The organism is Hymenobacter negativus, assembly GCF_017571495.1.
Classification (GTDB): Bacteria; Bacteroidota; Bacteroidia; order Cytophagales; family Hymenobacteraceae; genus Hymenobacter; species Hymenobacter negativus.
The window spans coordinates 95129-108043 of the sequence record NZ_JAGETZ010000011.1; the positions used below are offsets into that span (position 1 = coordinate 95129).

Sequence of the window (12915 nt, forward strand, 5' to 3'; positions counted from 1 at the left end):
CTGTAGGTAATGGCCAGCGCCTGATGCGGTGCTAGTAGCCTTCCTCTTTGCTGGGAAACTCGCGGCTTTTTACATCGGACACGTAGTGCTGCACGGCCTCGGTCATGATGTCGTGCAGCTCGGCGTAGCGACGCAGGAAGCGCGGCTTAAACTCTTTGGTGATGCCCAGCAGGTCGTGCACCACCAGCACCTGGCCATCCACGTCGGGACCGGCCCCGATGCCAATGACGGGGATGGTCAGCTCCTCGGCCACCTGCTTGGCCAGCGAGGCGGGAATCTTTTCCAGCACCAGGGCAAAACAGCCGATGTCCTGCAGAATGCGGGCGTCTTCGAGCAGCTTCTGGGCTTCGGCTTCTTCCTTGGCGCGCACGCTGTAGGTGCCGAACTTGTAGATGGATTGGGGCGTGAGGCCCAGGTGGCCCATCACCGGAATGCCGGCGGTGAGGATGCGCGTCACGCTGTCCTTAATTTCGGCACCGCCTTCTACTTTAATGCCGTGCCCACCCGATTCTTTCATGATGCGGATGGCCGAGCGCAGGGCCTCGCTGGAGTTGCCCTGGTAGGAGCCAAACGGCAAATCGACCACCACGAAGGCGCGCTTCACGGCGCGCACCACGCTTTGGGCGTGGTAAATCATCTGGTCGAGGGTGATGGGCAGGGTGGTTTCGTGGCCGGCCATGACGTTGGACGCCGAGTCGCCCACGAGCAGCACGTCGACGCCCGCGCCGTCCAGAATCTGGGCCATCGAGTAGTCGTAAGCCGTGAGCATGGAAATTTTTTCCCCCCGCTGCTTCATGGCCAGCATCTGGTGGGTGGTAACGAGTTTGACTTCCTTGTGCTGGGACATGGGGCGGGGGAGCAGGTTTGCAGATGGAGGTGCCGTTTGGCAGGGCAAAGCTGGCAACAATTTCGTTATCCAGCGGTGCCGGCCTTCTGGCAGAGGCCGCAAAAAGCCCCTGGCCGAAGCGCAGGGGCTTTTTTTATACAGGTAACATTCGCCCAAAATCGGTTCGAAATCAGCCGCCGCAGTAAGTTTTGCCGGGCACGCCCCTATGGCACTTTGGGCCTTACCTATGGCACAACATGCCGTAGGTAAGAGCTAAACCGTCTTAGGTAAGGCCCAAATCGTCTTAGGAAAGAGCTAAACCGTCTTAAGTAAGGCCCAAAGAGGCCTAGGTAAGAGCAAAAATGCCGTAGGTAAGGCCCAACATGCTATAGGTATGCCCCAAAGTGCCATAGGTAAGGTCCAAGGCCCGGTAGGTAGGCCGCCCGATGACGCCCCGGTCCGCAATTACCCTATTGGTACTGGGCGTAGCGGTTGCGATTCAGCTTCAGGTCCTGGAGCAGGCTGCTCTTGGCCGCGATGGTGAAATTGTAGCCCTTGGTGATGCCAAACGGAATCCAAGTCGCATTCACCTGCCAGCAGTGCAGGTCGCGGAAAATGCTGAGGTTGGGATAGGTGACAGTCTGCGATACGAAGTCGTAGCCCAGATTATAGGTCAGGCGCAGGTTGTCGGTGAGTTTTACTGAGCCGGTGGCGCCCACGGTGTTGAGGGCCAGCAGTGGAACTGGCGCATCGCCAGGCTTGCGGGGCACGGTGGCGGTGGTATAGCCCGCCGCGTATGTCAGCGAAAGCTCCCAGGGAATATCGAAATCCACGTAGTCGGCGTAGTAGTTAGGGCCACCCACGGTGCCCAGGGTGGGGTCGTTGCTGGGAGCTACGGCGCGCTTCACCACGCTTTTCTTCTTACCAGTAGTGGGGTTGAAGGCATAAGTAGCGCCGAAGCTGGCATTGGCTAGGCGCAGGAACTTGCGCGGGTCTGCCTCAAACAAATATTTATTGATGATGCGGCCAGTGGCATCGCGCTGGTAGGGTTCGAAGCTAGCGGTGCTGTTGAGGTTGAGCTTGCGGGCTACCTGGGTACGGAAGTTGACTCCGAGTGGCGAGAGGCGTAGCGATTCGGCCGCGAAGTTGTAGCCGATATTGAAATCGAGGCCATCAATCAGGCTGGATTTTTTGAATGGATTAAGGCCCGTGGTGTCCTGCGAGTCGCGGATTTTCATCTCCACCGAGTTTTGCAGGCTGAACGAAATCTGGCTCTGCTTGGCTCCACCGGGCGCGCCGTAAATGAAGTTATTGTAGCTGTTGAAGGCGTAGCGGTTAAGAATGGCGGCGTCAGCAGCTGTAACTCTGCCCTCACTATCGCGAATAACTCCGATGGGTATGCCGAACTGGTCATTCAGGCCCGGGAGGATGTCTTGGCCCTGCGGGTATACATCGGCTCGTTTGGTAAAATCGGGCGAAACGCTGTAGGTAAGGCTAGGCGTGACCTTGTGCCGAATGGCCTGAATCTTATGCACGCCCTTGCGCACCACCGTGCCGTAGAAGGCGGTATTCACACTCACCGCCGCCGCGTAGCTGCTGATGCTGTTGAAGCCGTAGGTAGTATCAATGCGCACGGCTTGGGCTGCGGGACTGAAGCGGTAGTCCAGCCGCTTTGCATACAGCACATTGCTATACGAAACCGAAGGATTGATTTTGAAATGCTGCGCCAGGGTGTAAGAGCCCAGCCCGATACCAAACTGATTCTGAATGCCGTTCCGAGAATTGCGCAGCAACTGACCAATGTTGCTGAAGTTGAAAGGAATGCGAACCTGGTCGGTAGTGCCGCCGAGCAGCGGCAGGCCATTGCTTAGGGAGCGGGGCGCAATCACATTCGACAGTTCGTTGCGGGCCGTGAGGTTATAGCTGATGGTGAACTGCTCGTAGGTGCTGGCTCCCAGCTTGCCACCCGCGCCCGGCTGAATGCCGAACCACTGATAGGGGTACTGCCGCGCCACGCCCACGCTGATGTCGGGCAGCACAAACGTCATGGTACCATCGGTGCCCTGGCTCTGGCTAACCTTGATGTCGTAGTTGATGGGCGAGTTGCGAATCTGCTTCGAGTAGCCAATGCTGGAGCTGAACTGTGTGGACAGGTAGCGCCGGGCATCGAGGCTGTTGATTTTGTTGTAGCTGCTGGTACCAGCGTTCACGCTGGCCGTGAAGCGGCCACCGCCGGGCTTGGCCACGGGCGTGTGGTTCCAGGTTACCCAGAAGGAGTTCTGGTCGGGTGGCTGAATGGAGGGTACGCCCACGCCCACGGATTCACCGTTGTAGGTGGGGCTAACGGGGCGGTTAGTGAAGCGGAAGTTGAAATTACCCTGGAAAGTGTAGCGCTTCAGGTAGGTGACGTCGGCCGTGGCGCCAAAACCGCCGAATTTCTGGGCATTGCCGGCGTAGACGTCGCCCGTGAGGCGCACGCCGATGTAGTCGTTGGGCGCAAAGTAGTAGCCGCCATTGGTGAGGTAGTAGCCGCGGTCGGCCGCCTGTCCAAAGGTCGGAATCAGGATGCCCGAGCCCCGGCTCCGGGTGGGCATCGGGAAGAAGCCGAACAGGAAACCCAGCGGCGTCGGAATGTCGCCAATAACCAGGTTGAACGGCCCCGTTACCACTTTCTCGCCCGGAATCACCTTCATTTTCTTCGACTGAATGTAGAAGTGTGGGTGTTCCAGGTTGCAGGTCGTATAGCGGCCGTATAAGCCATTAATTTCGCCACTAGGCAGCCGCTTGATGACGTTGGCCCCCACGTAGGCGTCGCCCTGAGTGGTTACGGCATCGGTTACCTTGGCTTTTTTGCTCTTGAAATTGTAGGCAATGCTGCCGGCCTCATAGGTGGAGCCTTTGTCAACCAGCACCGGCCGTCCTATCACTTTATGCTTCACCGAATCGGTTCGGCTGTTGGCCTGCATGGTGTTGTTGCCATAGTTCACCGTGATGAGGGCCGCTTTTAGGTCGGTATCACCGTATTTCACGGCGGCATTCTCATAGAGGCGCGCCACCTTTTGCGTCACATCGAACTGGATGGAATCCTTGGCCGCGTAGGTAATAGTGGTCGTAATCTGGCCCTTGGGTTTGGCCGCTATCTGCAAGGAGTCCTTCGAGCCGCTCACACCATTTACCAGGCCAGTGGTATCAACGGCAAGGTTGCCCGACGGGCCGGCGGGAGCCAGGGTGTCGGGTACAGCCTTGCGCGAGGCCCCGGGAATGCGCGACTGGCCGGTGTTGCGCACACCGGGCGGGGGCGGTCCCACGGGGTCGCGCGGGTCTGGCGAGATGTTGCGGACCGGTGGGGTGGGGGCGCTGCCGGCGCGTTGGCCGGGCTTGGCCACCGGTATCGGCTGGGCAGGTCTGGTAACGGAAGCCGTGTCGGGCCGGGTGGGCACCGCCCGGATGGCCTTCGCCCGCGCTTTGCGGGCCGCAACTTTGGCCTTGCGGGTGGTTTTAGCTTTGGGCGCAGGCGTCACAGTCTGGCCCCAGGCCGCATTTGCTGCGCTGAAAAGCAGTAGAAAAACGAAGAGCGCCGGCAGGCCGGAGCAAGCCCCCGTCCGTTTCGGGCGGGGCGTTCGGGGCCGGAACCCGGCTTCGGAACGAAGGCCAAACCAAACAGGCAAAGTATAGTAGCAGTTAAATCGTTTACTTTTGGGGCTTCTACAAAGGTAGCAGGTCGCTACCGCCCCTTCAACGAACAACGTGCGGATTATTGTCACCTGGGCCAGTGTGGCCTTGCTTTTGTTGGGCGCCGGCAGCGGAAAGCGCGACGCGGCGGCCCAAACTGCGAACGATTCCACTCAGCTCAGTGCCGATTCGGCCGGTACGGCGTCGCCGTATCGCTACCATTTGCGCACCGTGGTACTCGACGCCGGCCACGGCGGCAAGGACCGAGGCTGCTCCGGCGCCAAGGCCCGCGAGGCCGACGTAGCACTGGCCCTCATTCTGGCCCTCGGCAAGCAGATTAAGGAGAACATGCCCGACGTGAAGGTGATTTACACTCGCAAAACCGACGTGTTTGTGGAACTGGATGAACGGGCCGCCATTGCCAATCGCAACCACGCCGACCTGTTTATCTCTATTCATTGCAACGCGGGCCCCAGCCAAAGCCACGGCACCGAAGTGTGGACCATGGGCCTGCACAAAACCACCGCCAACCTAGGCGTGGCACAGCGCGAAAACTCGGTAATCCTGCAGGAAAAGGACTATCAGAAGCGCTACGACGGTTTCGACCCCCGCTCGCCTCAAAGCCATATTCTGTTTTCGCTGTTTCAGTCGGCTTACATCACCAACAGCCTGCGCTTTGCCCAACGCGTCGACAAGCAGCTACGCACCAGCGTGAGCCGCCCCAGCCGCGGTGTAAAACAAGCGGGCTTCATTGTGCTTTGGAAGTCTACCATGCCCTCCGTACTCATTGAATCCGGCTTCCTCACCAACCCCAAGGAAGAAAAGTACCTCAACGATAAAGCCAATCAATCGTATATGGCCGCAGGTATCTACCGTGCCTTCCGCGAGTATAAGCGCGAGCTGGAGGGCGGCTAACTGCTAATTATCTAGCTGTTTCAGCTGCTGGGCGACTATCTTCCGCTCTTTTCTCGTAAGCTCTGTTCTGTATCCTTCGCTCCGCAGGCTCCATTCAAATTCCAATCTCCCATTCTCGTGTCTAAAGAAATAAAAGTTGCGCTACTGGCCATCGTAGCCATCGCCTCGCTCATTATTGGCTACAATTTCCTGCGCGGCAGCAACGTCCTGTCCTCTGACCATACTTACTACGCTACCTACCCTCGGGTCGATGGCCTGAACGTGGGTGCTCTCGTGGCCCTCAACGGCATTAAAGTGGGGCAGGTAAAGAGCATGGAATTGCAGCCCGAAAAAGGCAACAGCGTGCGCGTAGCCCTGGAACTCGACAAGAACGTGGTGGTTGGCGACTCCACCACAGCCAGCTTAGGCGGTTCGCTGCTAGGCTCGAAAGCCATCACCCTCACGCTGGGCCGAAATTCGAAGAACTATAGCGGCGGCGAGGAAATTCGCACCGTGACGCCGTCCAGCATTGCCGATGCCTTCCAGGCCAAGGCCCTACCCGTGCTCGACACGGTGAGCGCCACGCTAGCCCACATCAACGGCTTCCTGAACAAGGATGCCCAGACCAACATTCAGGGCACGCTGGTGGGGGCACGCCAGAGCACCGAAGCCTTGCAAAAGCTCATTGTGGCCAACCAGGCCAACATCGCCCTCATTACCCGTAACCTAGCTCAGATGAGTTCTGCCTTAAATAAGACTACCGGCAAGCTCGATAAAATTGCGGTGAACTTTGGCCAGCTGTCCGACTCGCTGAAGTCGGCCCCAGTAGGCCCAGCCCTGCGCCGCCTCAACGCCACCTTGGCCGATGCCCAGGTGACTGTTCAAAGCTTCAATACTGCCCTCAGCGACCAGAAAGGCTCAATGGGCAAGCTGCTACACGATTCTACGCTATATAACAACTTGGCCGCTACCACGGCGAGCTCCAACGAATTGCTCACCGACCTTAAGGCTAACCCCAAGCGCTACGTGCACTTCTCGGTATTTGGCGGCGGAGGCAGCAAGAAGAAAACCGAGGTAGAAACCACCACGACCAAGCCTAACGGCAGCGTAGTGGAAACGGAAAAGAAAACGACGATTAAGTAGCGCGAACTTTTAGTTCGCGTCCTCCGAGCCGTTATAATCCTTCGGGGACGCGAACTAAAAGTTCGCGCTACAATCGCCGTACCTTTGAAATCCGCCCCCGGGCGGATTTTTTTGTGCCCATCCCACCAAAATCCCACCCCGCATTTCTTATGAACGTCGAGTTCAACCGCAACGAAGACCAACTCAAGCAACTCAGCTTCAACCTCACCCAAAAGCTCCAACGCGTGGCCCTCGGCGGTGGACAGAAGCGCATTGAAGCCCATAAGGCCAAGGGCAAGCTCACCGCCCGCGAGCGGATAGCCTACCTGCTGGATAAAGGCGCGGCCCAAGTGGAAATCGGGGCCTTTGCGGGCGAAGGGATGTACAAAGAGGAAGGCGGCTGCCCAGGCGGCGGCGTGGTCGTCGTCATCGGCTACGTGGCTGGGCGGCAGTGCGTAGTAGTAGCCAACGACGCCACCGTGAAGGCGGGTGCCTGGTTTCCCATCACGGCTAAAAAGAACCTGCGGGCTCAGGAAATCAGCATCGAGAACAAGCTGCCGATTATCTACCTCGTGGACTCGGCGGGGGTGTACTTGCCTATGCAGGACGAGATTTTCCCGGATAAGGAGCACTTCGGTCGCATCTTCCGCAACAATGCGGTGATGAGTAGCATGGGCATCGTGCAGATTTCAGCCATTATGGGCCCCTGCGTGGCGGGTGGTGCCTATTTGCCCATTATGTCCGACGAGGCCATGATTGTGAACGGCACCGGTTCGGTGTTCCTGGCCGGCTCGTATCTGGTGAAGTCTGCCATTGGCGAAACCATCGACAACGAGGCACTGGGCGGCGCGAGCATGCACTCCGAAATCTCGGGTGTGACGGACTACAAGTTCGACACCGACGAGGAGTGTCTGGAGCACATCCGCAACATTTTCGACAAGATGGGCGGACAGGCCACGGCCGGTTTCAGCCGCGCAGCCCCCGCCAAGCCGGCGCAGGACGAGCAGGAAATATACGGCCTGCTGCCATCGGACCGAGTGAAGCCTTACGACATGATGGACATCATCAACCGCCTAGTCGACAACTCGGAATTTGAGCCCTACAAGGACCTGTACGGTCAAACGCTCATCTGCGGGCTGGCGCGCATTGATGGCTGGGCGGTAGGCATCGTGGCCAACCAGCGCAAAATCGTGAAGAGCAAGAAAACCGGCATGCAGATGGGCGGCGTCATCTACTCCGACTCAGCCGACAAGGCGGCGCGCTTCATCATGAACTGCAACCAGAAGCGCATTCCGCTGGTGTTTCTGCACGACGTGTCGGGCTTCATGGTGGGCAGCCAGAGCGAGCAGGGCGGCATTATTAAGGACGGCGCTAAGATGGTAAATGCCATGAGCAACTCGGTGGTGCCCAAGTTCACGGTCATCGTGGGCAATAGCTACGGTGCCGGCAACTACGCCATGTGTGGCAAGGCCTACGACCCGCGCCTCATCGTGGCCTGGCCCACGGCCCAGCTGGCCGTCATGAGCGGTGCCGCAGCTGCCAACACCCTGCTGCAAATCCAGGTTGCCTCCCTCAAAGCCAAGGGCGAAGTCATTACCCCCGAAGCTGAAAAAGAGCTGCTCGACCGCATCAAGGCTCGTTACGAGGAGCAGCTTTCGCCCTATTACGCCGCCGCTCGCCTCTGGGTCGATGCCGTGATTGACCCACTGGAAACCCGCAAGGTGATTTCCGAAGGCATCGCAGCGGCCAACCACGCGCCGATTGAGAAGGCGTACAACGTGGGGGTTATTCAAGTGTGAGGTATGAACTATAACTTCTTAGCGACTGGAATTGATAAAATTCAGGTCTTTGAGTTCATTTTTGAGCACACGGACTTGCAGGTTTTCGACTTGTCGTCTGAATTTGGTCAGGAGGCATGTTGGTACAAAAAAGCCTCTGAAATAGCTGCGAAATTTGATTTAGAGAACGGTGGGCAGTTTGCCATAACGCTGCAATTATGGAGTCCTCGTTTTGGCGGGGCAGTCGCTTTTAGAAGAATTAATTTGAACCCAGAGCGTTGCGGAGGCCATACTTTTCGCTATGCAACAGGCGGATGGGGACTGATTCAATTATACTTGGGTGGGTGCCAAAGAAATAACCTTCATCATTCTAACATTGGCCACTTCAATGAAAGGGGGGCCTTAGGAAGAGCAGATGATGATAAAGAGTTGGCAGAGGTGAAACGTTGGAACTGGAAAGAAATAGTATCAACTCCTGGACGATTGAGACGACAGATTAGTAAAATGGCCGTCAGGAAGTTTGATGGTATGGATGTGTTGCCCGGAGCTGATGCTTTGAGTAAAAGCGGAGTAGCATTACGATACTAAGTCCGTAAAACCATTTATCTCCTGCTCACCAATAACGGCGCGGGTAAAACCACCCACCTACGTCCTGCTGCCCAACCGCGGCGAGTTCGCGAATGTCGCCCAAACCTCGTTCGTGCTTAACTTATCATAACTGCAGTCATGTTAAGGACCCTTGTGCTTTTTGCCTTATTGTTTGGTTTTGGTTTTGCGCACGGGCAACAGCTTCTGCGCCAAGAGTACAGTTTCATTGGGAGGGGGCTGGGTGTGACGAAGCTGCGCCAAAGTCACGACACCCTCTATTTTTTTCAAGCCTATCCGGCTGGGTTGACGGGGCCTGGCATCGCGAAAGCGAAAGCCCTTCGAGTAGGCGACCATTTTAAAATCATTGCCGCTTCCAGAACAGGCAAATTTGATGTGTTAAAAGTTGAGAAACTGGATACCCTTAAACTTACTTCTACGCCTTATCCCGAAACCAGGTACTTGCTCGTCATCCTAAACCGCCAGAGCGATAATGCCATCGGCTTTCTACCCCAACGGCTTGGCTCGACCAAAGCCCAGATTGACACTGCGAAAGTCAGCGATGAAGTGATGCGCAAAAGCTTTTATTTCACGTACTTCAGCGATGCTTACATGAAAAAGCTGGCAGAATTGAAACGGGTTTCAACCAAAGAACAGGCTCAGCAGATTTTGGATGAAATGAAAAGTGCCGAATGGAAGGTTGTGATAGAAAAATACCAGAAGACAAATCCACCAGACTTTTATGGCTCGGGCTTTATCTCGGAGTTCATTAATCTGACTTGCATCAAGAGTGGCTATAGCCCAATAGGGGCCCAGATGGCAATCAATGCCCTGCTGAAATGAATGCACTGCCACCGGTCACCCGTAAGCTGGCGAAATAGCCGCGCCCGCACTCATGACCACCGCCGAACTCTCCCGCCGCCTGTTGGCCGAAGGCTGCAACCCCAGCAACTACGCCATCAACACGCGCAGCTACGACGGCTTCTGCCTGATGCAGCAGGGGCAGCAGTGGACTGTGTTTTACTCCGAGCGTGGCGACGACCAGGCCCCTGTTTTCACCTCGATAGATGAGGCAGTGGCCTGCCAGTACTTCTTCGACTTCGTGATGAAGATGGAGCACCGGCACCTGGTGGGCGTGCTACGGAGCGAGCCGGCGGCGCAGGCCCTGCGGGCGCGGCTGGAATCTCAAGGCATTGCCACGCACGCCTACCGGCTACATTACGCCCAAAACGATTACCGTCAGGTCATCAGCGTGGTGGGGAAGGATGTGTTCCGGGCTCGGGCGCTGCTGGGCAAGTTGCCACTGGAAGACGACCAAGACGGCAGCTCCGGTTTCTGGGCGCGGCTGTGGCAGCATTTCGCCTGATGCGAAACGCCTGTGTGCGCTGTTTTTATTGATGGTGGCATATCTGCCTGATGCTTCGTCATACTCTGCTTGCCGTATAGTTTAATTGCCTAGACTTTCTAAACAGCCTGTGCTCAAAAGAACCCTTGGTGCCTTACCAAGGGCTCTTTTTATTTCATCAGGCGCAAGTCGGCGCCGCAGCTGGAAAAACCGATGGAGCGCGCCGGGTCATCTTTGCATTTATTTCCGTCGCAATTCTATGAAGTTGAAAAATTACCACCTGCCTTATGCCTTGATACTGGCCGCTCTACCAGTCTTGGCTTCTGCCCAAACGTTGAAAGATGGCAAGCTGACGCTGAACCCCGACGGCAGCCACTATGTCAAATTCACGCTCTTTAACCAGGTGTGGGCGCGTTACAACCAAAGCAACCCTGGCACGCTGGTGAACGGCTACGCCAAGCCCAACACCTTCGACGTGGGCATTCGGCGGTTCCGCATTCAGTTCTTTGGCCAGCTGACGGACCGCGTGTTCGTCTACTCGCAGATTGGCATCAACAATTTCGGCTATGACTCGGCGCCGAAAACCGGCTTTTTCCTGCACGATGCCGTGGGCGAATACGCCGTCGTGAAAAAGCACCTCTCGCTGGGCGCCGGCCTGGGGGCCTGGAACGGCCTTTCGCGCCTCACGGCCTCGTCGGTGGGCAGCATCATGGGCATCGACCTGCCGCTGGTGGCCGAAACCACTAACGACGTGAACGACCAGTTTGGCCGCAAGCTGAGCCTCTACGCCAAGGGCAAGCTGGGCCAACTCGACTACCGTGTGGCCCTGTCCGACCCGCTGCTGGTGGCCAATGCCCCCATCAACACCTTCGCCACGTTTTCGGGCCGCCCGCCCAAGGCCCAATACCAGGGCTATTTCATGTACCAGTTCAAAGACCAGGAGAGCAACCTCACGGCCTACAACGCCGGCACCTACCTGGGCCAGAAAAACGTGCTGAATGTGGGTGCCGGCTTCATTGTACAGCCCGAGGCCATGTGGTACCGCAACACCGGTAGCCCCGACACCCTTACTCAGGCCATGAAGCAGGTGGCCGTCGACTTGTTCTACGACGCTCCCCTCGACACGGCCAAAGGTGCGGCCAGCATCAGCTTCTACGCCGTCGCCATGCACCTCGACTACGGCCCGGGCTACCTCCGCTACACCGGCCCCATGAATCCCGCCAACGGTATCAGTACCAAAGCGGCTAGCACGCAGGTGCCCGGCGCGGGCAATACCTTCGGCAATGCCGTGCCACTCTTCGGTACCGGCAACGTCCTCTACGGGCAGCTGGGCTACAAATTCCGGGAAAACCTACTGGGCAGCACCACCTTCATGCCCTATGTGAGCTACCAGTACGCCTCCTACAAACGCCTCGCCGACAACATGCACTACTTCGACGCCGGCGTGAACTGGTTGCTCAACGGCCAAGGCTCCAAGCTCACCGTCAGCTACCAGAACCGCCCCGTATACAGCTTCCACGCCGACGGCACCAACCGCGTCGATACTCGCAACAGCGCCGTGGTTGTGCAGTACCAGGTATTTTTCAATTAGCTATTATGCCGTAGAGACGTAATGTTTTGCGTCTCGTTAGCCGAGCCGTTTGGCTGTTATGCGGGCTTCATTTGTCGGGCCCTTCAACGAAGAGACGCAAAACATTACGTCTCTATACCGTCTGAGCCACCTGAAAATCTGGCTTAGATTACTTTTAAAACATGCTGCCGTCCATTCCAACGCGCGATACTAAGGCCTTCCACCGCGCCCATGTGCGGCCCGAGCCGGCCTTACAAGCACTGCTACGGACGGGTTTTGAGCAGTTTTTTGTGGTGCGGCTGGAAGAAATGTACCGGCTGATGCGGCTGCCGGTGCCGCCTACGCGCACCAGTTCGCACCTGCTGGTGATGCTGACCGAAGGCGCAGGCCGCATGAGTGTGGGCAGCGAAAACTACCCGCTGGCGCCCGGCGACTGCCTGCTGGTGCCAGCCGGGCAAGTGTTTGCCTTTGGTGAAGCTAGCCCGCATCGGGGCTACCTATGCAGCTTCCACCCCAGCTTTTTTCAGGGCCGCGTGGTGAACAGTGCCCTGGCGCTGGAATTCGATTTTCTGCGCATCTGGGGCATGCCTTTCTTTCCCCACAAGGCAGGCGTGGCCGAATTTGTCCGAATGCTGCTGGAGCGGCTGCGGATGGAGTATGCGGCCACTGGCCTAGCCTCGCGGGGCCTGCTGCAAGCCTACCTGGCAGCATTGCTTTGCGAGCTGAACCAAGCATATCAGCCGGCTGCCGTTGGGCACAGCGGGCGAGCTACGCAGCTGGCCAATAAGTTTCGGGAGCTACTGCTAGCACACTTCAAAACCCAGCAGCTTGTGGCTGATTATGCGACTCAGTTGTGCGTGTCGCCCAACCACCTCAACAAAGCGGTGAAGGCCGCTACCGGGAAGTCGCCCACCAAATGGATAGCCGAAGCTATTGTACTCGAAGCCAAAGTGCTGCTGCACCAAAGCGGGTTGCCGGTGGGGGAGGTGGCCGCCGAAGTAGGCCTGACCGACGCTTCCTACTTCAGCCGGCTCTTCAAAAAGCACCAAGGCCTCACGCCGCTGGAATTTCGCCGCCGGATTGAAAAGTCCTGAAACCGGCCGTATCCATCCTAGCCGGCACA

10 protein-coding genes are annotated in these 12915 nt (G+C 57.5%); 8 read left to right on the forward strand and 2 right to left on the reverse strand.

What is annotated here, in order from left to right; translation table 11 throughout:
* Positions 1-31 precede the first annotated feature (31 nt).
* On the reverse strand, positions 32-847 hold the full coding sequence (panB, locus tag J4E00_RS20395; RefSeq protein ID WP_208177119.1) for a 3-methyl-2-oxobutanoate hydroxymethyltransferase: 816 nt from the start codon (positions 845-847) through the stop codon (positions 32-34).
* A gap of 449 nt (positions 848-1296) precedes the next feature.
* Positions 1297-4494: a putative LPS assembly protein LptD gene (locus tag J4E00_RS20400; RefSeq protein WP_208177120.1), complete on the reverse strand. Its 3198-nt coding sequence runs from the start codon at positions 4492-4494 to the stop codon at positions 1297-1299.
* A gap of 226 nt (positions 4495-4720) precedes the next feature.
* Between J4E00_RS20400 and J4E00_RS20405 the strand changes: the two genes are divergently transcribed.
* The 8 genes from J4E00_RS20405 (at position 4721) to J4E00_RS20440 (ending at position 12886) form a co-directional block, all read left to right on the forward strand.
* Positions 4721-5413: an N-acetylmuramoyl-L-alanine amidase gene (locus J4E00_RS20405; RefSeq protein WP_236049987.1), complete on the forward strand. Its 693-nt coding sequence runs from the start codon at positions 4721-4723 to the stop codon at positions 5411-5413.
* Positions 5414-5530: 117 nt separating this feature from the next.
* A complete protein-coding gene (locus J4E00_RS20410) occupies positions 5531-6535 on the forward strand; it encodes an MlaD family protein (RefSeq protein WP_208177121.1) in 1005 nt (334 codons plus the stop codon).
* Between the two features lie 149 nt (positions 6536-6684).
* Positions 6685-8313 carry an acyl-CoA carboxylase subunit beta gene (locus J4E00_RS20415; RefSeq protein WP_208177122.1) on the forward strand — a complete coding sequence of 543 codons (1629 nt, stop codon included), beginning with the start codon at positions 6685-6687 and terminating at the stop codon, positions 8311-8313.
* A gap of 3 nt (positions 8314-8316) precedes the next feature.
* Positions 8317-8880, forward strand: a complete 564-nt coding sequence (locus tag J4E00_RS20420; RefSeq protein ID WP_208177123.1) for a hypothetical protein — start codon at positions 8317-8319, stop codon at positions 8878-8880.
* Between the two features lie 138 nt (positions 8881-9018).
* Positions 9019-9720: a hypothetical protein gene (locus J4E00_RS20425; protein WP_208177124.1), complete on the forward strand. Its 702-nt coding sequence runs from the start codon at positions 9019-9021 to the stop codon at positions 9718-9720.
* Positions 9721-9772: 52 nt separating this feature from the next.
* A complete protein-coding gene (locus tag J4E00_RS20430; RefSeq protein ID WP_208177125.1) occupies positions 9773-10243 on the forward strand; it encodes a hypothetical protein in 471 nt (156 codons plus the stop codon).
* Positions 10244-10481: 238 nt separating this feature from the next.
* The gene (locus J4E00_RS20435) at positions 10482-11813 is read left to right on the forward strand and encodes a hypothetical protein (protein WP_208177126.1); all 1332 of its coding nucleotides are present in this window, start codon (positions 10482-10484) and stop codon (positions 11811-11813) included.
* 161 nt (positions 11814-11974) lie between these two features.
* Positions 11975-12886, forward strand: coding sequence for a helix-turn-helix domain-containing protein (locus tag J4E00_RS20440; RefSeq protein ID WP_208177127.1), 912 nt, complete (start codon positions 11975-11977; stop codon positions 12884-12886).
* Positions 12887-12915 lie beyond the last annotated feature (29 nt).